Source organism: Mycetocola sp. Y442, assembly GCF_056898615.1.
In genome coordinates this window covers 405,469-429,488 of sequence record NZ_JBXHBV010000002.1, presented here as the reverse complement: position 1 = coordinate 429,488, position 24,020 = coordinate 405,469, and the positions used below count along the sequence as shown (strand labels likewise).

General features: G+C 66.3%; 19 protein-coding genes. 6 read left to right on the top strand and 13 right to left on the bottom strand.

Features of this window, described 5'->3' with window-relative positions; genetic code table 11:
- The first annotated feature begins 5 nt into the window (after positions 1-5).
- From AC1X6S_RS08665 to AC1X6S_RS08650, 4 genes are read left to right on the top strand one after another with little or no spacing between them, the layout of a single operon-like run.
- Positions 6-1,550 (top strand): O-antigen ligase family protein, encoded by a 1,545-nt coding sequence (locus tag AC1X6S_RS08665; protein WP_483405347.1) that lies wholly within the window; start codon positions 6-8, stop codon positions 1,548-1,550.
- Positions 1,547-2,797 carry a glycosyltransferase family 2 protein gene (locus AC1X6S_RS08660; RefSeq protein WP_483405346.1) on the top strand — a complete coding sequence of 417 codons (1,251 nt, stop codon included), beginning with the start codon at positions 1,547-1,549 and terminating at the stop codon, positions 2,795-2,797. Before AC1X6S_RS08665 ends, AC1X6S_RS08660 begins: the two co-directional genes overlap by 4 nt.
- Positions 2,794-4,476: a lipopolysaccharide biosynthesis protein gene (locus AC1X6S_RS08655; protein ID WP_483405345.1), complete on the top strand. Its 1,683-nt coding sequence runs from the start codon at positions 2,794-2,796 to the stop codon at positions 4,474-4,476. Before AC1X6S_RS08660 ends, AC1X6S_RS08655 begins: the two co-directional genes overlap by 4 nt.
- Positions 4,473-6,512 carry a GDSL-type esterase/lipase family protein gene (locus tag AC1X6S_RS08650; protein ID WP_483405344.1) on the top strand — a complete coding sequence of 680 codons (2,040 nt, stop codon included), beginning with the start codon at positions 4,473-4,475 and terminating at the stop codon, positions 6,510-6,512. The genes AC1X6S_RS08655 and AC1X6S_RS08650 overlap by 4 nt, the downstream gene beginning before the upstream one ends.
- 615 nt (positions 6,513-7,127) lie before the next feature.
- Here AC1X6S_RS08650 and AC1X6S_RS08645 read toward each other — a convergent pair.
- The 6 genes from AC1X6S_RS08645 to AC1X6S_RS08620 all read right to left on the bottom strand — a co-directional run bounded on the left by AC1X6S_RS08645 (position 7,128) and on the right by AC1X6S_RS08620 (position 14,055).
- Complete coding sequence (locus AC1X6S_RS08645) at positions 7,128-7,949, bottom strand: endonuclease domain-containing protein (protein WP_483405343.1); 822 nt, start codon at positions 7,947-7,949, stop codon at positions 7,128-7,130.
- A gap of 751 nt (positions 7,950-8,700) precedes the next feature.
- Entirely contained in the window at positions 8,701-9,672 is a 972-nt protein-coding gene (locus AC1X6S_RS08640) for a glycosyltransferase (protein WP_483405342.1), read from the bottom strand.
- Positions 9,673-9,711: 39 nt separating this feature from the next.
- Positions 9,712-11,280: a sugar transferase gene (locus AC1X6S_RS08635; protein ID WP_483405341.1), complete on the bottom strand. Its 1,569-nt coding sequence runs from the start codon at positions 11,278-11,280 to the stop codon at positions 9,712-9,714.
- A 170-nt stretch (positions 11,281-11,450) separates the two neighbouring features.
- On the bottom strand, positions 11,451-12,179 hold the full coding sequence (locus AC1X6S_RS08630) for a polysaccharide pyruvyl transferase family protein (protein WP_483405340.1): 729 nt from the start codon (positions 12,177-12,179) through the stop codon (positions 11,451-11,453).
- A 68-nt stretch (positions 12,180-12,247) separates the two neighbouring features.
- Positions 12,248-13,471, bottom strand: coding sequence for a glycosyltransferase family protein (locus tag AC1X6S_RS08625; protein ID WP_483405339.1), 1,224 nt, complete (start codon positions 13,469-13,471; stop codon positions 12,248-12,250).
- Positions 13,468-14,055 carry an acyltransferase gene (locus AC1X6S_RS08620; protein WP_483405338.1) on the bottom strand — a complete coding sequence of 196 codons (588 nt, stop codon included), beginning with the start codon at positions 14,053-14,055 and terminating at the stop codon, positions 13,468-13,470. Before AC1X6S_RS08620 ends, AC1X6S_RS08625 begins: the two co-directional genes overlap by 4 nt.
- A gap of 171 nt (positions 14,056-14,226) precedes the next feature.
- Between AC1X6S_RS08620 and AC1X6S_RS08615 the strand changes: the two genes are divergently transcribed.
- The gene (locus tag AC1X6S_RS08615) at positions 14,227-14,685 is read left to right on the top strand and encodes a hypothetical protein (protein ID WP_483405337.1); all 459 of its coding nucleotides are present in this window, start codon (positions 14,227-14,229) and stop codon (positions 14,683-14,685) included.
- On the opposite strand, the gene AC1X6S_RS08610 is transcribed toward AC1X6S_RS08615, so the two are convergent.
- Positions 14,682-16,160 carry a malate:quinone oxidoreductase gene (locus tag AC1X6S_RS08610; RefSeq protein WP_483405336.1) on the bottom strand — a complete coding sequence of 493 codons (1,479 nt, stop codon included), beginning with the start codon at positions 16,158-16,160 and terminating at the stop codon, positions 14,682-14,684. The two genes, AC1X6S_RS08615 and AC1X6S_RS08610, sit on opposite strands and share 4 nt — an antisense overlap.
- A gap of 73 nt (positions 16,161-16,233) precedes the next feature.
- Positions 16,234-16,857: a MerR family transcriptional regulator gene (locus AC1X6S_RS08605; protein ID WP_483405335.1), complete on the bottom strand. Its 624-nt coding sequence runs from the start codon at positions 16,855-16,857 to the stop codon at positions 16,234-16,236.
- A gap of 70 nt (positions 16,858-16,927) precedes the next feature.
- On the opposite strand from AC1X6S_RS08605, the gene AC1X6S_RS08600 reads away from it, so the two are divergent.
- Positions 16,928-17,344 carry a hypothetical protein gene (locus AC1X6S_RS08600; protein WP_483405334.1) on the top strand — a complete coding sequence of 139 codons (417 nt, stop codon included), beginning with the start codon at positions 16,928-16,930 and terminating at the stop codon, positions 17,342-17,344.
- Positions 17,345-17,387: 43 nt separating this feature from the next.
- Here AC1X6S_RS08600 and AC1X6S_RS08595 read toward each other — a convergent pair whose 3' ends face one another.
- The 5 genes from AC1X6S_RS08595 to AC1X6S_RS08575 all read right to left on the bottom strand — a co-directional run bounded on the left by AC1X6S_RS08595 (position 17,388) and on the right by AC1X6S_RS08575 (position 23,903).
- A complete protein-coding gene (locus AC1X6S_RS08595) occupies positions 17,388-18,545 on the bottom strand; it encodes a GGDEF domain-containing protein (protein WP_483405333.1) in 1,158 nt (385 codons plus the stop codon).
- Positions 18,538-19,722 (bottom strand): GGDEF domain-containing protein, encoded by a 1,185-nt coding sequence (locus AC1X6S_RS08590; RefSeq protein ID WP_483405332.1) that lies wholly within the window; start codon positions 19,720-19,722, stop codon positions 18,538-18,540. The genes AC1X6S_RS08595 and AC1X6S_RS08590 overlap by 8 nt, the downstream gene beginning before the upstream one ends.
- Complete coding sequence (locus tag AC1X6S_RS08585) at positions 19,719-21,365, bottom strand: sensor histidine kinase (RefSeq protein ID WP_483405331.1); 1,647 nt, start codon at positions 21,363-21,365, stop codon at positions 19,719-19,721. Before AC1X6S_RS08585 ends, AC1X6S_RS08590 begins: the two co-directional genes overlap by 4 nt.
- A gap of 99 nt (positions 21,366-21,464) precedes the next feature.
- Positions 21,465-22,529: an aspartate-semialdehyde dehydrogenase gene (locus tag AC1X6S_RS08580; protein ID WP_483405330.1), complete on the bottom strand. Its 1,065-nt coding sequence runs from the start codon at positions 22,527-22,529 to the stop codon at positions 21,465-21,467.
- A gap of 105 nt (positions 22,530-22,634) precedes the next feature.
- A complete protein-coding gene (locus tag AC1X6S_RS08575) occupies positions 22,635-23,903 on the bottom strand; it encodes an aspartate kinase (RefSeq protein WP_483405329.1) in 1,269 nt (422 codons plus the stop codon).
- Positions 23,904-24,020: the final 117 nt, after the last annotated feature.

Below are 24,020 nucleotides of genomic sequence, written 5' to 3'. Positions count from 1 at the left end.
CCGTCATGACGACGACCCTCCCTGGGCCAGGCGCCCCTCCGACACCGGCAGAGCGCGGCGATCGTGGCGTGCCGCAACTGCCGACCCCCGCGAACGATGCGGGCCAGATGGCGCTGATCGGCGAGCGTGTGAGGGACGCCGTCCTGAGCTTCCGGCCGAGCCGCTCAGGAATTGCGCTCACCGTGCTCGCTGCCGTTGTCCTGTTCATTCCCGTTCGACGGTACGCGATCCCGATCCCGCTGTCGTTCGCCCTCGAGCCCTATCGGGCCGTGATCGTGCTGCTCATCGTCGCTGTCGGCGTCGCCCTCCTCATCGACCCGCGCTTTACCTGGCGTCCGATCGCCTTTGGCGCTCCGCTCCTCATCTGGCTCATCACCATGATCGTTTCTGTCGCCGTCAACGCGACGATCCTGACCGAAGAGGGCCTGGCATCCGGAGCGATCGGTGCCCTCGGCAACTACGCGATCGTCGTCGCGCTGCTCTACCTGACCCGCCAGCTGCTGCGCTCTGCCCGGACCGTGAACACACTGCTCACCGCTCTCGTCATCTTCTCGGGGATCGTTGGCTTCTTCGCTCTCGTCGAGAAGGTCACGAGGGAGAACGTGTTCATGAAGCTCTCGAGCGTCCTGCCGCTCGAGCTGCTGCGTGACGGAGGAGAGGCATTGCGCGCTGGCGGGGCTCGCGCGTATGCGTCAGCGCAACATCCGATCGCGCTGAGCGTCATGCTGTGCATGCTCATTCCCCTCGCGCTCTACCTGGCGAAGTACGCGGCCTGGCCACACAACATCTACAACCGCAAGATCTTCTTCGGCGGTATCGTTGCGCTCCAGCTGTTCGGGATCGCCGCAGCCGTCTCGCGCACCGCCGTTGTCACGCTCGCGGTCATGTTCCTGATCATCCTGATCACGAGGCCGATCCTCGGGATTGTGCTCGCGAGCTTCGCCCTGCCCGCCGTCGTGGTCGCGGCCGCCATCATCCCGAAACCGTTCGAAGCCATGTTCGGCGGGTTCCTCGACCCGGAGAGCCTCATCGCCTCTCAAAAAACATCGCCGGGGTTCACGGGGGCCGGCCGCCTCGCCGACCTCGACCCCGCGCTCGAGATCGTCTCGCAACAGCCGTTCTTCGGCTCGGGACTGGGCTCGCGGATCGTCATCGGCGACACGGCGAACTCGTTCATCCTCGACAACCAGTGGCTCGGAACGCTCATGGAGGTGGGAGCGCTCGGTGTGATCGGCGTGCTGGCCCTGCTCCTCATTCCGGCGTCACGGCTTGTCGCATACGCGTTCAGACCAGCGCACTCGCCGCAGTACGCGGCGCTCGCTCTCGCGCTCGCCATCTCGATTGCCGGCTACGGCACGGCGATGTTCTTCTACGACGCGTTCGGATTCTTCCAGACCTTCATGCTGCTGTTCATGCTGCTTGGGGTCGGCGCGTGGGTGCTCACGGAAGCACCGACGCGAACCACTGTGGCCGGGTCGGCATCGGGGCAGGTGCCGGCCCGGTCACGCCCTCTCGACGGGCTACGGCGACGGCGGCGGGAGCTCGCGTGAGCGCGCCGCGGGCGTCCGGTGCCGGGATGAGCGTCATCATCCCGGCACACAATGAAGCGGCGGTCCTCCCCCGGCTGCTCCGCGAACTCCGAGCGGATGCCGACCTTCGCGTCATTGTCTCCGCCAATGCGTGCTCCGACGACACCGTCGCTGTGGCGCGGGCGGCAGGCGGTGATGATGTGCGCGTGGTCGAGACCGCTGAGCCCTCGAAGACTGTTGCGTTGAACGCCGGTGACGCGATTGCCGGCGACCACTATCCGCGTGCCTATGTCGACGCGGACGTCGTCGTCTCCGCCGCGACGCTGCACGCCCTCGCGGCTGCCCTCAGCGCCCCGGGCGGTCCCCTCGTCGCGGCACCGACGCTCACGGTCGACACGTCGGCGGCGAGCTGGGCTGCCCGCGCCCACTACCGGATCTGGGAACTCAGCGATTACCGCCTGGCCGGTCACGTCGGATCCGGCATCTACGCCCTGTCGGGCGAGGGACGGGCGCGCTTCGGCGCCTTCCCCGATGTCATCGCCGACGACAGGTTCGTCCAGCAACTGTTCGCACCGTCGGAGCGGCTGACCCTCGACGAGATGTTCGTCGTTCGCGCGCCCGCAACGCTGCGGGCTCACATCCGCAGGGCAACACGCATCGCCGCGGGCAACCGACAGTTGCGCCGCCGCGCCGAGGTGGCGCGGATCGCGGGAGTGCCGGGCGCCGCAGCGCCGGCCTCCGCTCCGACACAGACGGGCGCTGCACCGACCACCGCCCAGGCACAGACCGGCGCTACACCGGCGTCCACCGCGGCGCCCGGAGGACGTTTCGGGAGGAAAAACCCGGCACCCGGCCACCCATACCCACCGGACCCCCCGATCCACCTCCCGAAACCCGCCGCCGACCCGGTGCCCGGCGCCACAGCGGGCGCCTCCGACGCGACACAGACGGGCGCCGCAGCGGGCGCCTCCGACGCGGCACAGACCGGCGCTACACCGGCGTCCACCCTGGCGCCCGGAGGACGTTTCGGGAGGAAAAACCCGGCACCCGGCCACCCATACCCACCGGACCCCCCGATCCACCTCCCGAAACCCGCCGCCGCAGGGAGCTACCGCCACCTCCTGGCTCGGGTCGCCGTTCGCCCGGCCCTGTGGCCGTCGTTCCTCGTCTATTGCGTCGGCTACGGCGTCCCCCTCGTTCTTGCCGCGCTGTCGGAACGACGCGGCCGGCTGCCCGGCTGGAACCGAGACGAAACGAGCCGCGCATGAGGCCGCCCCGCGCACCAACGGCTCCGGCTCCGGCGTCGGCGCCCGTCGTTGAGGCGCCGGCGTCCTCGGGAACATCGGCGTCAGCGAATGACCGGCTCGGCCACCAGGCCAGCCGCGGCGTCCTCGTAACGATGGGCGGAACCTGGTCGAAGACCATCCTGCAGACCGTGTCCACCGTCGTCCTCGCGCGACTCCTCGATCCGTCCGACTTCGGACTCATCGCCATGATCATGGCCATCGTCGGCATCGCCGACCTCGTCCGGGACTTCGGCATGACCGGTGCCATCATCCAGGCGAAGAAGCTCAACGACAGGACCTGGTCGAGTGTGCTCTGGCTCAGCGCCGGAGTCGGCGTGATCGGCACCGCGCTCATCGCCCTCGCGGCTCCCCTGATCGCGTCGATCTACGACGAGCAACGACTCGTGCTGCTGAGCATCGCCGTCGCACCGACCCTCCTGATCAACGGCCTCGCGATGCCGTTGCAGGCGAAGGTTCAGCGCGACCTCAAGTTCGGCGTGCTCGCGCGCATCGACGTAATCTCCATGGCGCTTGGCGTCGCACTCTCCATCGCCGCTGCCCTCGCCGGCTGGGGTGTCTGGTCGCTCGTCGTTTTCACCGGAGCGGCGAGCGTGTATCGACTGATTGCCCTGTGGGTCGCGGCCCGCCCCCACTGGGGACGACCGCACGTCGACCGCGAGGTACTTCCCCTCCTCACCACGGGTGGCTCGATCTTCGGCGTGCAATTGCTCAATTACCTGGCGCGCAACGTCGACAATGTCGTGATCGGCCGCCAGCTCGGCTCGGACGTACTCGGCCAGTATTCGCGGGCATATGCACTCTTCATGCTCCCGCTCCAGCAGCTCAACGGACCGCTTGGCCGCGTCGCGCTGCCCGTGCTGAGCCGTTTGCAGGATGACGGACCGCGCTACCGGCGGTACGTCCGCGCCTCGCTGATGGTGATCGCCTACCTCACGCTGCCCGCGTTCGCGATCGCCGCCGCGCTGGCGCATCCGCTGGTCCTTCTGCTTCTCGGTCCGCAGTGGGATGCCACGGCGTCGATTTTCGCCCTGCTCACCATCGCCGGCGTTGCGCAGGCCATCGGCAACGTGCAGGGCTGGATCTATATCTCGCTCGGTCGCGCGCACCGGCAACTGGTCTACTACATCGTCTCGCGGCCGATCATCATCGCCTCGTTCTTCGTCGGGCTGTGGTGGAACGGGGTCGACGGGCTCGCCCTCGCGTACGGTCTCGTGTCGCTCGCGGTTCTCGTTCCCGGGTTCGCCTGGGCGATCCGCGGCACCTTCGTTACCGGGCGGGACGTCGTCCTGCCCGTGCTTCGACCCGCCCTGCTCGTGCCGTTCGCCTTCGGAGCGGCGTGGGCGACGACGCTGCTCGCGCTTCCGGCGATCCTCCAGGTGCTGGTTGGCGGCGTGGCTGGGCTGGTTCCGCTCGGTCTCGCCATGGTCATCCCCGCCTATCGGCGCGACCTGGCGCAGATCATCGAGTTCGTGAAGAAAACCCGCAAACCACAGCCCCCGGCGGAGTCCGCGGATAGCGTTGACGACACCGGCCGCGACGACGATGAGCGCCGACCCGCGGGGACACCACAGGTTTCGCCGGTGGCAGCGCAGGCTACAACGCCTGCGACATCGGCGAAGGATCGGGGGACGTCAGCGTGAGACAACCATCAAGGATTCCAGCCGTTCGGATGCTGGTGGTCGGCATCGCAGCGGCTCTCGTGCTCGCGGGATGTTCGGCACCGGCACCAGCGCCGACTCCGCCACCGTCCACGGCATCCGCACCGTTCGAGATTTCGGCAATCGCGTCGCTCGGCGATTCCATGAGCCTCGGCGTGAACGCCTGCGACGGCGGCGGCCACTGCCCGGAAGCGTCGTGGGCGACGGGAACCGACCCGATGGTGCAGTCACTCGCCTCCAGAGTGGCGGAGACCAGCGGTGCCGTTCCCACCACCGAGATTCTCGCCGGTGACGGCGCCGGCGTCGAAAGCCTGCCGGACCAGGCGGCCAGAGCCGTGGAGCTGGGCCCCGACCTGGTCACCGTACTCATCGGCGCCAACGATGTCTGTGCCCCGTCGTACGACGACATGACACCGGAGGCCGCGTTCGCTGAGAACGTCACGGCGGCATTCGACACCCTCTCCGCCGGGCTCCCCGATGCACGCGTGTATGTGTCTTCGCTGCCGAACCTCGTCCGTCTCATCGATGCCAAGAAGGACGACCCGACAGCTGTCGCCACCTGGAAGAAGATCGCGCAGTGCCGCTCGCTGTTGTTCAACGCGACAAGCAGCGAACCGGCCGACGTCGACCGCCGAGCGTCGATCTCCGCCCTCATCGAGAAATTCAACGGCGTACTCGCCGACGCGTGCGCCACGCATCCGCATTGCATCTGGGATGGCGACGCTGCATTCGAACTCGAATTCACCGGCGACGACGTCTCGTCGATCGACTTCTTCCACCCATCGACGCTCGGGCAGCAGAAGCTTGCCGCCGTGGCGTGGGACGTGATCACCAGTTCGGGTGAGCTCGCCGCGTCTTCGGGCACCGGCGTCGACGGCGGCGCGGTCGACGCGTCGAGCACCGTTCTCGACCCGCCGGGCGCGACGGGATCGCGCCTGGCATCGACCGGAAGGCTCGACAGCTCGAGTGCTTTGGCCGCCGCGCCGAAGGGATCGGGATCGGCGTGCTCGACCGGGTCACCGTGCTCCCTCGAGACAGCGCTTGGCAAGGCCGGCGCCGGCAGCGTCATCACCCTGGCCGACGGTAATTACGGCAGCAAGAACCTCACGGGCATCGACAACCTCGCGTCGCTCGGTTCCGCTGTGGTCGTCGCTCCTGCCGCGGGCGCGACGCCCACATTCGACAGGCTCGAGGTGGGGATCCCGTCGGTGACCTGGCGCGGCATCACCGTCACCGGTGTGATGTTCGTGAACAAGCCGGCCGTCGACACCCGGCTCGAGAACGTGCACCTCTCTGGAACCGGGTTGTTCGTCCGGTCGCAGCATGTCACCGTCAGCGACAGCCTCTTCGAGGGTGGATCGAGCGTTGATGGAATCCAGGTGGGCGGAGCATCCGATGTTCTGATCGAGAACAACGAGGTGCGCGACTTCGACCAGAACAAGGACAACGGGCTGCACGCGGATTGCGTGCAGATTTTCGACAGCGCGAATGTGACGCTTCGGGCCAACAAGCTCAGCAATTGCTACAACGCCGGCATCATCCTGTCGTCGGGCAAGGGCACCGGGATGAAGAACATCCTGATCGAGTCGAACTTTGTGCAGGGGTGCATCGTGAAGACCGCTGACTGCCAGGGCGGGTCTGCTGCCGACCTGCGCTACGCCAAGACGAAGAACCTGGTCGTGCGCAACAACTCGTTCTCGGGTGGATCGCTGCGGCTCGACGCGCTGCCCGGGCTTGTGTTCGATCGCAATGTTGTGGCGTACCTCGCCGACTGTGCGAGCCCGATGACGAACTCGATTGTCGAGAAGTGGAATGAGAAGTCGTGTGCAGAACCGGATGCCGTCGGCGCCGGAGGAAACCGCACCGGGGATGTGCTCTATGTGGATGAAGAAGCCGGCGACCTGCACCTTCGGGATGCGGGCAGTGCGGCGATCAGCCCGGCCGGCCCCCACGTGCCGGCGAGGGCCGATATCGACGGGCGACCGCTCCCCGCTGAGGTGGCGGGGGCGGCGGGGTAGCCGGGAGTCTTCGCAGCGCGGCGTTCCGGGTTGCTCGAGTGACACTTCCTGTGGGTGCGCCGCCCCAGCACCCACAACAACCGTCACTCGAACGTCGACACCACGTCCCCACCACCCCGAGCCGGCCGCCCACCCAAGTGACCCCACCACCCCGAGCCGCCCGCTCAAGTGACACTTCCCGCGGGTGCGCGGGTCCAGCAGCCACCACAACTGTCACTCGAACGTCGACACCGCCTCCCCTCCGTCCCGAGCCGCCCGCCCGCGCAAGTGACCCCACCACCCCGGGCCGCCCGCTCGAGTGACACTTCCTGTGGGTGCGCCGCCCCAGCACCCACCACAACTGTCACTCGAACGGCGACACCGCCTCCACTCCGCCCCGAGCCGCCCGCTCGAGTGACACTTCCTGTGGGTGCGCCACCCCGACACCCACCACAACTGTCACTCGAACGTCGACACCGCCTCCCCGCCGCCCCGAGCCGGCCGCCCAAGTGACACTTCCCGCGGGTGGGCCGCCCCAGCACCCACCACAACTGTCACCCGAACGTCGCGGCGCCCGCGTGACAGCAGGAGCGCGCGCCACACGCATCCGTGCCGGCCCGATAGTCTCAGGCGGGTTCAGGCATCCGGCGACCAGCCGCGCGCGATGAGCGCGACTCTCACGCGGCGCACGACCTCTGTCGGATTCGAGCCGAGCAACGAATCCCGAACGCGAATGAAGCGCCATCCGTGCTCCACGAACCGGTCGATGCGGTCGATGTCCCGATCGAACTGGTACCGACTCTCCCTATGCTGCTCACCGTCGAACTCGACGATGACCTTGTACTCGGGATAGGCGAGGTCCGCCCGTCCGAGGAACGTCCCGCCGGCCGTATAGATGTTCGCGTTGATCTCCGGCTCCGGGAGGCCGGCATCCACGAGCGTGAGGCGCAGTACCGTCTCCTTCGGTGACTCGACTCCGTCTCTGATGCGATCCAGTGCCTCCCGAAGCTTCGCGGCCCCGCGGCGACGGCACCAACTGGTGGCTGTCTCGAGCTCCGCCCGGGTGGCGAGCGGGGTGTACACGGGTCGGTACCCGTACTTCTCGAGCGGATCCACACCGCGGAGGATGAAATCGCCGACCGCGACAAGTTCGTAAGTGGTTAAGGCGCTCGCCAGTTGCGTCCAGGTCGTTGCCGGCGAGGCCACCGGCAGGCCGAGCCACTCTCTCGTCGTTGCGGTTCCTGGTTTGAGGTGGTGCCCGACGGTGCCCGCGCGCCGTGTCGGTCGATTCGGTTTGAACGCGGAGACGTGCACTACCGGAGCCGCGCCGAGAGCCCACGGCAACGGCATCCCCCAAATGAGAGCGGCCGTCTGATGGCTGAAGAACTGGCCGTTCTCGAGGACAGTGGCTAGTGCTTTCGCCCGCGCCAGTGGCTCGGCGACCATGGGCGCTGGCACCCGCACTCCCCGAAAGGGAGACTCAAGGTCCGAAGCCCTCAGCCTGCCTGGCGAGACCCCGAGCTCCCGGGCCGCCTTCACGCTGACAGGGCCGGTGCTCGCGGCCGCCGGAAGTGGTTGCCTTCTCGTCATGCGTCGATGGTCGCGCACTCGCGACAGCCGCGTGAGGGTTATCCACAGGCGAGAAACAGCCGCGGACGCGGCGGCCTCTTCGGGCTTGTCCCGCTCCTGACCGTTGGAGTGACGGATGCTGTGGGTGCGCGGCCGCGACACCCACGTCAAGTGTCACCCGAGCGCCGACACCGCTGTGGACGGGCAACCCGGTTGGAGTGACAGTTTGTGTGGGTGCGCGGCCGCGACACCCACATCAAGTGTCGCCCAAGTGCCGCCACCGGAAGCACGGGCCGGTTGGAGTGACAGTTCGTGTGGGTGCGCGGTCGCAACACCCACATCACGTGTCACCCAAGTGCCGACACCGGCAACGGCAGGGCCGCCAGACGGACGGCGAGCTGGGTGGAGTGACAGTTTGTGCGGGTGCGCCGTCGCGACACCCACATCACGTGTCACCCGAGCGCCAGAATCGCGTCGGCGGGCCGCAGCACGGCGCGCGGCAAGGCGGCACCGCCTCCCGCGGCGCGGGGGACGAAGGAGGATGGACGAGGGGGTGGACGGCGGCCCGGCCTTCGGGATGGTCCGGGCCGCCTGCCCCTCCGGCCGGAACGCACACGACGCCCGACCGGCAGGATTGGTCCTACAGAACTGCCATCGCCGCCGGCACCAGTCCATCGAGGTCGAAGCTCGGCGGTTCCACCCGCTGCGCCGTGCGCACGGATGCCGCGACCAGCGTCGCGAAGTCAAGTCGCTCGGGCGGGCAATCGATAGCGAGGCCACGCCGCGAGAGTTCGGCCGCGATCTGAATCTGGTGGTCGTCCACGTGCTCCCCGAAGCGCGCCAGCCGCGGCACAAGCACCGGGACCTTGCCCGCCTCAATAGCGGTCAGCGCCGCGCCGGTTCCGGCGTGGGCAACGACTACATCGGCCTCGGCGACCGCCCTAGCGAGCTCCGAGTGCAGCACGCTCGCCCGCCCGTCGATTCCGTACGCCGAGACATCCGCTGCGCCGACCTGCCACAGCACCTCACACCCGTCGAGGAGCGGCACCAGCTTCTGGAACAACCGGTCGAACCCGTATGACTCCTGGGTGCCGAGCGACACCACCGCCCTCCGGATGGGCCGTTCCGGACGGTTAGGGCCAGGCGCAAACTCGTCAAAGATGCTGCCGCGGTACGCCCATTCACTGTCGCTCGCCCAGACGGGGTACTGCGAATACGTCTTGACCCCTGGCATCCTGGCCACAATCCGTCCACTGAGCGATGGCCCCTCCGCTCGCGCCGCGCTCTCGATGTAGTGGCACGGGATGCCGCGGGCAAGGGCAACGGGGAACGTTGAGACCGCGGGCGACGAGCCGGTGCTGATCACCGCGGCGAAGTCCCTCTGCGCCATGACCTTCGCGGCGAGCACAGCGTTCCTCAGGATGTTGAATCCGTCACGCGGGGCAGCGAACCTGGCGAAGACCCGGTCGGTGCCGTCGGTGAGAGTACGGCTGAGCCCATTATCGAAGGTGAACCAGAACTGGTCCTCCGGTGGGATACCGATACGGCGGGCAAGGGTGTGGAGCTGTTTAAGGTGCCCTCCGCCCGAACAGACGAACAGATATTGAGACATTGCGACCTCCCGAATGAGCACAACTGAAAACGGACATTGCTAGTACGCGCCCTCCCTCCTCAAAACGGCACGGACGGTGCGGAGCAGGATCATCAAATCCCCGGTCACTGACCAGTTCTCCACGTAATAGAGGTCGAGCTTCACGCTCTCCTCCCAGCTCAGGTTCGAGCGCCCGGATACCTGCCACAGCCCAGTGATCCCTGGCTTGATGAGCAGGCGACGCGCGGCGGCGTCTTCGTACCGGTCCACCTCGGCCGGCAACGGTGGGCGGGGCCCGATGAGGCTCATCTCCCCGCGCAGCACGTTGACCAGTTGGGGCAGCTCGTCGAGTGAAAATCGTCGGATGAACGACCCGACCCGGGTGACGCGCGGGTCGCTTCGCACCTTGAAGAGCACACCGTTGCCCTCGTCGAGGTGCGAGATCTCGGCACGCCTGGCGTCAGCATCCGGCACCATCGACCGGAACTTCAGCATTGTGAACGACGACCCGCCCACACCGACGCGACGCTGGCGGAAGAGCACAGGAGCGCCGTCCTCGAGGTACACGGCGAGCGCGATTGCGGCGAACACCGGCAGCAGAAGCACCGTGGCGATACCCGCAACGACGACATCGATCAGGCGCTTCATCCAGTGGTTGAAGCCCGTGTACCTGGGCAGCTGCACGTGCACCATCGGCAGTCCCTCGACGCGGCGCATGTGGATGCGCGGGCCGGCGACGTCGGTGAGGCTTGAGACGAGGATCAGTTCGGTGCGCGAGTTCTCGAGTGACCACCCGATCCGTCGCAACTGGTCGCTGCCGCCCGGCAGGTTCCCGGCGACCATCACCGCCTTGGTGCGCGACGAGCGGGACGTTTCCGCAAGAGCGTCGAGCGGGATGACGGGCAATCCCTCAAAAACGGATGCCGTCCTGTCGGTGATCACAACTCCGATTGGTCGATACCCAGCCGTGAGGGTAGCGCGGAGCTGGTCGATCACCTCGCGTACGTCCCTCGTCGACCCCACAACGAGAGCGCCGGTCAGGCAGCGGCCTCTGCGCCTCAGCTTCGTCAACCGCACCCGCCAGAACTTTCGCCCGGCGAGGAGCAGGACGAGGCCAGCGGGCAGGGCGACCGCCAGGTAGCCGCGGGCCAGGTCGATCTGGAACAGGAACGCGACAGTGGCAAGAAGGGCGAGCGTGATGAGAGTGGCGTTGGCGACGCGCTGGTATTCAGCGAGCCCGACACCGATGAGGCGCGGGGCGCGTGAGCGAGTCGCCGACAGGGCGATGAGCCACACCAGGGCCACAACGACGGCGATCACGCCGTACTCGATCCCGCCCTCGGAGATCCGGAGACTGTCGGGGCCGAACCTCACGAGCTGGGCGAGCAGGAGTGCCGCGAGGACCGCAACGGCGTCGGTGAGAGTGGTCGCGAGGAGATACCGGGTCGGCCAGCGAAGCTTGAGCGGCTGTGGCAAAACGCGCGGGGCCGTGTCCTCAGCCGGTCCCCCATCCGGCCGGACTTCCCCCCGTGTCCGGTCGGCGGGGCGCACCTCTTCTGCGACAGCGTCGATCGACCGTTCCGGCGCGACCAGCGCACTTTTCCGAGTCGTCGCAAACGTACTGCGCATGAGTGAGAACCAATCATCGTGGGCAAAGATGACGCGGTTCAGGGCCGCATCGAGAACTGTTTCTCACGCTAGCGCAAAAGTGAGGTTTCGTCAGGTTTTTTCGGGGAGGTGTAACCCAACGTTCTTTCGTGTTTACGAACCCGACATCTGGGGTCGCACATCAAGCAGCGTCAGAGCACGCGAGGCCACAATTCGGCGGGGAACGAGTTCATCAACGGCAGCGGGTCCCAGGTCGCCCCCGGGGCGCCGCCGGCTTCGATCGCGACGTCCACCGTCGGCGCCAGGGGCAGCTCAGTGCGGCCCGTCGCCTCGAAGTAATCCCGGTACTTGAAGAGGTTCTCCTTCGCCGGGGCCACGAGCCGCGCCGGAATACCGAGCGATTCAGCGACGATGATGCCGTGCAGGCTCGAACCGACAACAAGTTCGCTGCGGGCTATCCGCTCCAGAACGCGCCAGGCGGGTGCCCGGGGCGACACGACGTTCGCCCGCCCCGCCAGATCGCGGAGGTCATGCAGGTTGGGAATGACGGTGACGCCGTACCGCCTGGGCTCGCTTGCCCAGTCGGACAACTCGGGAAAGAGAGTCGGCAGAAGCAGCGCAGGGTCGCCGTACACCTCCGGCACGGCGAACCCGTGCTCGAGCAGCCGGGCGCGAGTGCGCGGCCCACGGACCGCCCGGATGTCGAGGGAGTGGAGGGTCGCCCACGACGGGTCGACCTTGCCGTTGATCCCACTCCCCCACACGACGTCGGAATTCCTCGCGTAGTGCAGGATCGAACCCACCGTCAGCAACCGGCGGTCGGGAAGCCCGGCATGGATATCGAGACCGAGGCGTTCCCGCATCCGTTCCACGACCATCGGGCCGAGCAGGTCACCAAAGTTACCCACGGCCCGCTTCACGGGCACAAGCCTGCCCAAACGTCCGCGGAAGACAGGACGGCGCGGGTTCCAGTGAACGACCTCGACCGTCACCGCTGTCCCCTTGGCGCTGCGGAGGCAGACCCCGACCTGCCGAAATGGATCGCCGGGTACGTCAGCCCCGCCGCCGCCCACGCCGTCGTAAGGATGGTTTCGTGCCTCGACTGCCACGAGTTCTCGCTGAGGAACCGCTGTCGCTCTGTCGCTGACGCGGCCCCGAGCGCCAGCGCCTCATCAAGCCGATCGGCGAAATCGGCGACCGAGCTGGTGAGCAGCACACGCTCGTCGATGTGACGCACCGGCGGCAAGTCAACGGCCAGCACCGGACTGCCTGCCGCCAAATACTCGTACACCTTGAGCGGGCTCATCGCTTCAGTGAGCCTCGTCACGCGGTGAGCGAGCAGGCACACGTCAACGTTGCGCATGGTGGCAACGAGCTCGGTTCTGCCCACCTTCGGACGCACGGTAATCGAACGGATGCCATCGATCGCGGCCAGGTACCCCGGATCGGGCAACGGCCCGAGGAGGATGATCGACAGGTCAGGGCGGCGGCGAGCCAGCGCGGCCAGACCCTCGACATCGAGGCGCGTGTCGAGCGTTCCGACGTACAGTGCACGCGGCCCGGGGATCCCGGACAGCCACTCCGGCTCCGGGGGAACAGGCCCCTCCCACTCAGCCGGCTCGACCGCGTTGGGGACGACGACGCCAGGGCCTCGGGGGTTGATCCGCTCGAGCACCTCTTCCGACACGGCCGCCACCCCCAGACCGCGCTCGGCGATCCGGCGGTAGGCCTCCCGGTACGCGGGCCAGTACTCCTGGCGTGCCGGCGAGCTCAGCCAGTCATCCCTGGCGTAGAAGGTGACGCCGGACGCCCACTCGAGCGGCGCGAAACCGGCGATGATGGGGTTCGCTGAAATGGTCACGGGCGCCGACTGGCCGAGCTGGGCGGAAGCACGCCGCAGCACCCGGTCGTAGGCGCGGTAGTCGCGCTCGAGGCTGGGGATCGAGATCCCATCGGCGCGCCGCAGTCGCACGGGGGACTGCAGCATGCGCTTCGGTGTCGCGGGAAACGGAGACTGCGAGCGCGACAGAGCCCTCACCGCGTGCGATGGCAACCATCGGTACGGGTTGGCTACGAGAAGCCTGTCGACCGCCGGGCTCTCGAGCAACCGGGACAGCAGCCGGTCGGGGGGACGCATCATGCCGCGACTGACGGCATCCGTCCAGGTCTCATAGCTGAAGGTGAAGACGACGTCGTGCGGCGCTGTGCTCACGAGCTGTACTCCGTCGCCGTGACGGCCCCCGGCAGGGAGCGGATGATGCGGGCGGGGATGCCTGCGACAACGGTTCGCGCTGGAACGTCGGTGCGCACAACGCTGAGGGCACCGACGACGGCCCCTTCTCCGATGGTGACGCCAGGCATGATTATCGCGTTCTGACCGATCCAGGCGCCCCGCTTGATGCGGACGGGGGCGACCCGGTCGAGCGGCTGGTCACGGATGAAGACGTCGGGCAGCTCGAAGCCGTGGCTGTGGTCGGAGATATACACCCCGCGCGCGATCGCCACACCATCCTCGATGACGACGCTCGACACGGCAGAGATCTGCGTCTGGTTCATGCGGACCCTGTCGCCGATGACGATCGTCGGGGACGGCGAGTCCTCGACGGGGATCATGAACCACGAGTTGGAGCCGATCAGGCAGCCATCACCGATCGCGATCTTCTCACCGTGCGCCACCCGGAACGGCAGGAGAATACGGCTCCGGCGCCCAAAGCTGTGGAACCCGGAGCGGACGGTGAGGCTGAACAGAGCGTCGCGTATTCGCTGCAGTGCCGTGAGCGCAGTCAACCCGTTCACAATCCTCCTCTGAATGCCTGATGGCGATGAGAACTCACGCCCGCTACCAACATAGCGCGCAGTGAGGATTTGTCACATTCTCCGGTCGGAACTTCACCTGACCGAAACATCCGGGGTACGTGAGGTCGCCGGTGTTGCGCGGTATTGTCAGGTGTCAGAGGGGGAACTCGAATGGTGGCTCCAGATACGCACGCGCGCAATGCGCTCGGCCAGACAACGCCAACGCCAGCGCCGACGGAGCGCGGCGGCGCAGAGGGCAGCCGAACCACACGGCGGTTCTCCCTTGGCACACTCCTTGTCACTGGCCTCGCGACGGCCATCGTGGCGAGCGTCGTGACGGCATCCGTCTTCACTGCCAGCAGCAGGGAGGACGCCCTCGAACAAGAGATCGAGGCGCTCACCGTGCAGTTGGCCGCCGCGGCGCAGACCCTCGAGGACTGCCAGGGTTCACGGCAGGCGATAACGGATGCCGTCACCGAGATTGCGGCCGCCCGCAACGATATGGACAGCGCACTCGGCGCATATGACGCGGGTGCGTCGATCGACGTGACCAGGCAGGCCATCGTCGCCGCGAACGCGCGCTACGCCGGCGCGCTCGAGGACATCGAAGCGATCCCCGGCTGCGGCTAGCGGGTCAGCTCGAGAACCGCTGCCGTTGCGGCGAGGACTTCTTCCGCGCGCTCAGGCTTGTCGTTGAGAGTGACACCGTAGCTCGGGATCATCGACCTGAGCTGCGGCTCCCACCGTTCGAAGTCATCGGGGAAGCAGGTCTTGAGCACATCGAGCATGATCGGGACCGCTGTCGACGCACCGGGGGACGCACCGAGGAGTCCGGCGATGGTGCCGTCTTTCGAGGCGATGACCTCGGTGCCGAACTGGAGGACGCCACCCTTTTTCGCGTCCTTTTTCATCACCTGGGCCCGCTGGCCCGCCGTGATGAGGTACCAGTCCTTCGGGTTCGCGGTCGGCATGAAGGTACGCAGCGCCTGGAACTTCTTCGACTTGCTCGCGACGAGCTCGCCGACGAGGTAGCTGATGAGGCTGGGGTTGTCTTTGGCGACGGCGAGCATCGGGATGAGGTTCGACGGGCGAACCTGCGTGACGATGTCGAGGATGGACCCGTTCTTGAGGAACTTCGGGCTGAATCCCGCGTATGGGCCGAAGAGGAGGCTGGCGTCTCCGTCGACAACCCGCGTGTCGAGGTGGGGCACGGACATCGGCGGCGCGCCGACGGCGGCCTGGCTGTAGACCTTTGCCTTGTGCTCAGCGACGATCGCAGGGTTGTCCGTGCGCAGGAACTGGCCCGAGATCGGGAAGACGCCGTAGCCCTTGATTTCCGGGATCCCCGACTTCTGCAGAAGCTTGAGCGCCCAGCCACCGGCACCGACGAAGACGAAGCGGGCGCTCGTTTGTCCGGGGGTTCGGCCGACGAGTTCGCGGTGACGGATCAGCCACGTTCCGTCCTTCTGCTTCTTCAGAGAGCGCACCTCGGTATTGAGCCGAAGTCTCGCCCCGGCATCCGTCACCGACTCGAAGAGCTGGGACGTGAGCGCTCCGAAGTCGACGTCGGTCCCTGACACCGTGCGCGTTGCCGCGAACGGCTCACCCTTGAGCCGCTTCTTCATGAGCAGGGGTGCCCACTGGTGGATGACCCGCGAGTCTTCGGAGTACTCGATGTCCTCGAAAAGCGGCTGCTTCTTGAGTACCTCGTAGCGGCGGCGGAGGAAGTTCACGTCCTTCTCACCGCGCACGAAGGTCATGTGCGGGGTGGAGTTGATGAAGGTCTTCGGCTCCCGGAGCACGCCCTTCCTGACGAGCGAAGACCAGAACTGCCGGCTCAGCTGGAACTGCTCGTTGATGCTGATCGCCTTGGACGGGTCGATCGAGCCGTCTTTCGACTCCGGCATGTAGTTGAGCTCGCACAGCGCGGCGTGGCCGGTACCGGCGTTGTTCCACGGGTTCGAGCTCTCCTGGGCGACCTCGCCGAGTCGCTCGAAAATCACGACCTTCCAGTCCGGCTGGATCTGCTGAATGAGGGAAGCGAGAGTAGCGCTCATGATGCCGCCACCGATGAGGGCGACATCGACCGAGGCGGAGGAAGTCATGCTTCTAGTTTAGGCGGCAGCGCGGGCCCACTGGCCACGCGCGGCACACGCGAACGGATGCGACGAATGCGCTTTACCCCGATTCTTCCGGCGCCTGACCGAACCGCTTCGCAGCGATGTCCTGGTGGGCGAGCCGCCGCATGGCAATAATCACCGGTTCGTGGAGCGCCGTGCCGAGCACCGCGTACTCGATCGGACTCAGGTCGCTCCCGCCCATACCCGCCATGTCGAACTCGGCAATACCCCTGACCTGCCGGGCGTACAGGTCGAGCCGCTCATCGCTCAGCCCTACCCCGGCCTCTTCCGCAGCCTCGAGCGCGTACTCAAGCTGCGCCGTCGCGGCGTACTCCGGGTCGTAGACCTGGCCGAGGCGCTCAAGCACGGCCCGTGCCCGGGGATAATCGGGACCCGTCTGATCGCGGTAGGGAGGCAGGCTGCCAACCGCGCGACCGAGGGACGAAAAGAGGTCGTCGCCCGGGTTGTCGATGAGGTCCAGAACTATTTTCACTTTGGACAGGGGAAGACCCGCAACCGAGGTCAGTGCCTTGATCACCCGCAGGCGCCGCACATGGTCCTCGGTGTACTGAGCCTGCGTAGCACCGGTGGAGATTCCGGCGGGCAGGAGTCCCTCGCGGAGGTAGAACTTCACTGTCGCGCGTGGCACACCGGTTCGCTCAACGAGAGCAGAAATTTTCACGTTCCCCCTTGTGTTGGATTGCTTCAGTATCCAAAAATGGATACCCCTACTATCCCTCTTGGAGTCTACCGTGCACGCAGCAAACCTCATTAACGCCGGAATCGTCCTCCTCACCGTGGTTGCCATCGAATCCGGAGGCGTGTTCCTCCTCAGGGTGGTGGGAGGACGACAACGCGCGAACGACCTGCAGAAGAGCTTTTACCGGGCCGGCCACGCTCACGCCGGCGTTCTCGTGATCCTCGGGCTCGTCACGCTCCTCCTCGTCGACGGAAGCGGCGCAAGCGGACCTGTGGTGTGGGCCCCGACCCTCGTGCTTTCCGCGGCCATCCTGATGCCCGCCGGATTCTTCCTCTCCGCGATCGGCGATGATCCGAAGAAGCCGAACCGGTTTGTCGTGCTTCTCTTCATCGGGGCGGCTGTTCTCGCCGCTGGCCTCATACTCGGAGGGGCCGGCCTGATCATGGAGGGGGTCGCAAACGTCGGTTGATCCTCACTCGGGTTTCCTTGTGAGCAGCCTCCCCCTCAGCTGGCTACGACGAGGCGCTGCTCGCGGCGGAGGTCGCGACCCGCGAGCCCGCGGCAGCACGCGCTCGAGCGCAGGCAGCGGTCGCAGCCTCGAGCAGCGCATCGAAATTGTGCTCCTCGGAGAAGGAGTCGCTCGTGCCGATGCTGACGCCAAGCCGAAATCCCTTCTTGCCCGCCACGGTCACACCGACGAGAGCGTCGAGCAGTTCGAGTGCACGTCGCTCGCCGTCCTGTGGCTTGGGAGAGATTCCGACGAGCGCAAAGCGTCCGGCCCCCCGGTACCCGATGAGCGTCGTTGGATAGAGCTGCTCTCGGAGGAAATCGGCGAGTGCCCTGATGACGTCATCCCCGAACGCGGCGCCATAGGTGATGTTGATCTCCTCGAGGCCGTTGATCTCCACCACGAGCACCGCTGAGTTCTCGCCGTAGTTTTTCACGCGGGCGACGCGGTCACGAGCGCCGGGGACGAACGCTCGCCAGTCCAGGACCCCCATCGCGAAGGTCGTGACTGCGCTTCGAAGAGCCGCATTCCCCATCCGCGCCGCCGCCAGCATGGCCGTCGTGAACGCGACGATCGTGTAGGTGACGAGGCAGACGAGCGCCGTCGTCGTCGCGTTGAAGTACTCAACGAACACGGGGTGATCAGGGCCGGCGATCGCAAATGTTGCGAGCCTCGCCGCGGTCCAGGCAGCCCCGATCGAGCACACGATGGTGATGACACGGCCGTTCACCCGCTTCGCCAGGTCTCCCCTGAGGCTCTCGATGCCGCTGGCGATGGCCAGCAGGATGATGGCCGCCATCGTCACAGAGGCGCCGGCCCATTCGCCGAGCTCGGGGACCTCAATGGCGGTGACGACCCCGGTCGCCAGGAAGAACACGCCGACGACGAGAAGTCGGGGGCGACGCGCGTTGAAGGCCATGCACCCGCTCCAGAGTCCGCCGACGGCACCGACCGCGGCCACGTTCGGCACGATGTTGAGCGCGGACTCCGGGCTGAGCCACGGGGCGAACGCGGCGGCGACAACGCACAACGCGGCGAAGACATACATCATGCTCCACGCCTGCATGAGCCTCACCTTGGAGGTCATAGCCACGTTGAGCATGGCCGCGGCACCAATCGCCAGCACAACGGCAACGCTGACCACGATTACTGCATCATGCACGGGAGTACTCCTCGGGGTGACCGACGATCACGTTGCCGCCCGCCGCGCGCCCTTCGTCGATGAGCAGCGACACTCGCCGGGCCAGACTGGCGAACCGCTCACCTGGCTCCGGAACAGCGAGCGCGATCGTCACGCTCGCTCTGAGGCCCTGGGATTCATCGATGGGAGTATCGACGAGCAACGAACGGATCTGCTGTGCTCGCTCCAGGGAACGGTCGAGGTCGTCAAACAGGAGACCGTCGAAGCCCGCACGGGTTGTGTGGCCGAGAAGAGCGGATGCCGGGGCGACGGCCCGGAGCGTCGAGCCGACCAGACGTGCGGCTGTGGCGGTGAATGAGTGCCCGAACGCCGTGTTCATCTCCGCCAGGTTGTCGATCTCGATCCGCACGAGCACGCAGGTTTCACCCGGACTCTCGAGACGCTCGAGGCGGTCATCAGCGACGCTGGCAAACTGGTCAGGGGACGCGAAGCTGCCCAACTCGCGGGGGGCGTCGGGGTGTGCTCGCCGCGTTTGAGTGCCTTCGGTCCGGAGCACAGCCATGGAGGTCGACGCCGTGATGACGAAGAGAATAGTCACGAAAGTCGTCACATCAGAGTCGAGATACGTGCGGAACACGAAACTGTCTGGCCCGCTCGAGGCAAACACGACGGCGCGGACGGCATAAAAACCGCCAACCACCGACATGACCACCGCGAGCATCCGTGCGTTGAGGCTCCGTCGCATCCGGCCCGAGAACGACTCGACAGCGGCGAGCAGGGCAAATACCGTGACGCCGAGAAGGAACACCAGACCGCCGGCCCAGCCGCCCGCGGCCGCGTCGACCCAGGCAGCGATGACAACGACGAGGCCGCCGGCGATGCTCACAACGTACAGGGGCCTTCGGCCGTTGAAAGCTCTGCTCCCCGACCAGACGAACCCCATGGACATGGCCAGGGCACCGTTTCCGATACCGACCGAAATCATCGCATCGGGGACCACCGCCCAGACGGCGTAGGACGTCATCGTCGTGACGCCCAGAATGAACGCCGCGGACCATAACCGGCTGGCAACATCGTTGTGCTGCATCACCGTGCTGAGGATGAAGATCGTGCCGCACAGTGTGACGACGAGGCCAGTCGCCAACAGGAGCGTCGGCAGGTCGAGGGAGACCGGACCGCCCATGAACGCGCGCATCACTCGGCCTCCGACGGTACGCGGGGAAGCGTGATGACCATCGTGGTTCCGGCAGGGCTCGACGCAGACATCCGTATGTTCCCGTCGTGTGCCTCAACGATTTCCTGGCTGATGGCCAGCCCGAGCCCGGTTCCATGAATACTCGAGTTACGCACCGACTCCGCGCGGTAGAACCGCTGGAACAGACTCTTCTGCTCCTCGGCCGTCATCCCGCTGCCTGTGTCAGACACGAAGATCTCCACCTCGTCGTCATCCCCGATGACCGCCACGCTCACGCGGCCTCCCGGGTGGTTGTACTTGACGGCGTTCGACAGCAGGTTGTCGATGACCTGGCGGACGCGGAACTCGTCGGCGTAGACGATCGGTGAGCCGATGGAGGTGAGCAGCAGCGAAATCCGCCGCTCGTCCGCCATCGGCTTGAGCGATTGGATTGACTGCTTGGCGAGAACCGCCAGGTCGGTCGGCGCGAAGTTCAGGAGGAACCCGGCGTTCTCGTTCTGTGAGGCGCGCAAAAGGTCGCTCACGATCGACAGCAGCCGATCCGCGTTGTTGAGCGCGACATCCACGTATTCCCTGTCCTGCCCCTTCAGCGAATCACCGTCGAGCACAAGCTCGAGATAGCCGAGGATCGAGGTGAGCGGGGTGCGCAATTCGTGAGAGACGGATGCAACGAGGTCGTCTCGGGCGCGGATCGCGGCGAGCTCTGCGGTGAGATCGCGGGAGACCATCACCGCGCCCTCGCGTTTTCCCTCGGCGTTGGTGAACGGGCGACTGGTCATCCCCAGCGCGAGTCGCTTCTCCCCCGGCTCGCCGTACCAAACGATCAGGTTCTCAAAACTCTCGCCACGCAGCATCCGTTCGAGGGGGCGCTCTCCGACCGGGAGTGGTGTGACGCCGTCCTCGCGATAGCCGACGGCGGGGAAGTACGACGACGATGGCGTCCCGAAATCATCGAGCCAGCGCCGGTAGGTCCGGTTGACTATGGTGTGACGCCCGAACCTGTTGGTTGCGACAACACCGAAAGACACGGTATTCATAACCTGGTCGAGGGTCCGCTCGTCGCGCCGTGCCCGATCGAACGCGCTCTCGAGGAGTTCGGCCTGCTGCCGGAGAAGAACCCGCTGCGCCTGGGTCTTTCGCGTGCCGATATAGGTCGCCGTTGAGACGAAGATCAGCACGACAGGGATGATCAGAGCGCCGATCACTCTCGTGCCGGACGACGGGTCCTGCACGACGAAAAGACCGGCGATGAGCAGGACCGTGGACATCGCCGGTCCGGCGATCGCACCGGCCAGGCCGAAGTATGTCGCCATCCAGAGCACGGGGAAAACCAGGAAAAGCCCTGCACCGAGCGCGGGTTCCGCCACCCGCAGCACGACGATGGCAACGATGTCGAGCAGGGGCACGAGGACGGTCCACTTCTTGCCCAGTCTGCCCCACGGAACCACCCCCGCCCCCGCTGTCGTGACGAAGACAAACGCGACCCCGAGAAAGAACAATTCGGGATTCGAAACGGTGCTGGGGATTGTCAGAGCAATGCCGACGAGCAGGAGGACTGCGCCGGCGAGGAGGAGTTGCCACAGGAAAACGGAACGCTCGAGGTGCCATCGGCTCGACGGCGAAGCCTTCGTCAGGGGCAGTGACATGGCTCTGAGACTAGCAAGCTCCCGCGGTGCTCCCCGACACGAACATGCGGAACCCCTGGTGCGCCCCCGCCATTGGTCTGGGCTGCCGACCAGCGTTGGTCAGGCCCGGGCAGCATCCCCGAGTTTTGCTGCGACGAGTTCGGCGATCTGCACAGCGTTGAGCGCGGCGCCCTTGCGGAGGTTGTCGTTCGAGATGAACAGGGCGATGCCCTTGTTCTTCGGTGCGCTGAGGTCGGCGCGGATCCTGCCGACGAACGAGGGGTCCTTGCCCGCTGCTTCGAGGGGCGTCGGGATGTCTGCGAGCTCGACGCCCGCGGCATCCGTCAACAATTCGGTCGCACGTTCCGGGGTGATCTCGCGCGCGAACTCGGCGTTGATCGACAGCGAGTGGCCGGTGAAGACGGGCACACGAACGCAGGTGCCCGAGACCAGCAGGTCGGGCAGCTCGAGGATCTTGCGGCTCTCGTTGCGGAGCTTCTTCTCCTCGTCGGTCTCGTTGCTGCCGTCATCGACGATCGAGCCGGCGAGCGGGACGACGTCGAATGCGATCGGGCGCTGATAGATCGTCGGAGCGGGCATCGTGACCGCTGAGCCATCGTGCACGAGCTGGAGCAGGTTTTCGTCCTGTACCGCGGTGCGTACCTGGGTGGCGAGCTCGCGTGCCCCGGCGAGGCCTGAACCGGAGACGGCCTGGTAGGTGCTCACGATGAGACGCTCGAGTCCCGCCTCATCGTGCAGCACCTTGAGCACGGGCATCGCTGCCATCGTTGTGCAGTTCGGGTTGGCGATGATTCCCTTGGTCGCTTCATCGATGGCGTGCGGGTTCACCTCGGAGACCACGAGCGGAACATCCGGGTCCATCCGCCAGGCACTGGAGTTATCGATCACCGTAGCGCCAGCGGCCGCGAACCTCGGGGCCTGGGCGCGGCTGCCTGTCGCTCCCGCCGAGAAGAGGGCGATATCGAGCCCGGTCGGATCCGCGGTTGCGGCATCCTCGACCGTGATGTCTTCGCCACGGAACGTTATCGTGCTCCCGGCCGATCGCGCGGACGCAAAGAACCGGATGCTGGCAATCGGGAACTCCCGCTCCTCAAGCAGCCTGCGCATCACGGCGCCAACCTGCCCGGTGGCTCCGACGATCCCGAGGTTCACTCCGTTGGCCATGGTTCTCTCTCCTGTGCGTGCCGGCTTCTTCAGCCGGGTGTGACGAAAGGACAATTCTCCCAAACCGCGCCGGAAAGAGCGATGCCTGGTGGGTGCAGGGAACGGTCAGCGACCGGTTCCGCCGTGGACGACCGCCTCAGTGGCGCTGTCGAGCCCGAACGCCGCGTGGACGACGCGAGCGGCCTCCTTGACGTTGTCGGCGCGGGTGATCACCGAGATGCGGATCTCACTGGTCGAGATCATTTCGATGTTGATGCCGGCGAGGTGCAGCGCTTCGAACAGTCGAGCTGACACGCCGGTGTTCGCCTTCATGCCGGCTCCGACGAGCACGAGCTTGCCGATCTGGTCGTCGTGCTGGAGCGACTCGAATCCGACGTCGTCCTTACGCTCGAGCAGCGCGGCGATCACCTGTGGCGCTTCGTCCTGCGGCAGCGTGAAGGAGATATCGGTCAGGCCGGTCGCTGCGGCAGAGACGTTCTGCACGATGATGTCGACGTTGGCTTCGGTCGAGGCGATGATCTTGAAGATCTGCGCGGCCTTGCCCGGTACGTCGGGCACCCCGACAACGGTGATCTTGGCTTCCGTGAGGTCGATCGCGACGCCGGTGACGATGGGCTGTTCCATCTCTTCGCCCTCTTTCGGGTTGATGACGAGGGTTCCCTCGTTGTTGTTGAACGATGATCGCACGTGCAGTTTCACGCCGTGCCGACGCGCGTATTCGACGGCGCGAATGTAGAGCACTTTCGCGCCGTTTGCGGCGAGTTCGAGCATTTCTTCACTCGTGATTGTGTCGATCTTCTTTGCCAGCGGAACGACGCGGGGGTCCGAGGTGAAGATGCCGTCGACATCCGTGAAAATCTCGCACACCTCGGCGTGAAGCGCGGCAGCGAGGGCGACAGCTGTGGTGTCTGACCCGCCCCTGCCGAGGGTGGTGATGTCTTCGGTCTCGTCGTTGAAGCCCTGGAAGCCGGCGACGATCACAATTGCCCCCGTGTCGAGGGCCTGGCGGACCCGGACCGGGTTGACGTCGACGATGCGGGCAGAGCCGTAGTGCTTGTCCGTGCGCATGCCCGCCTGAAGGCCCGTGAACGAGCGCGAGTCAACGCCAAGGTTTTTGATGGCCATGGCGAGCAGCGACATCGAGATGCGTTCGCCGCTCGAGAGCAGCATGTCCATCTCGCGCGGCTCGGGTGGGAGCGGAGAGACGGCGCTGGCCAGGTCGAGGAGTTCATCCGTCGTGTCGCCCATGGCGCTCACGACGACGACCACTTCATTGCCGGCCTTGTGCGTCTCGACGACGCGCTTCGCGACACGCTTGATGCTCTCGGCATCCGCGACGGATGATCCGCCGAACTTTTGCACGATAAGGCTCACGTGTACTCCTGGGGGGTGGATCGGACAAGACCGATATCTCATCCTAAAGGCGCTCGCATGCCGGGTTTGCTATGTGACGGATGCCCCGGTGCAATCCTCACGGAATCCGTGCAGCAT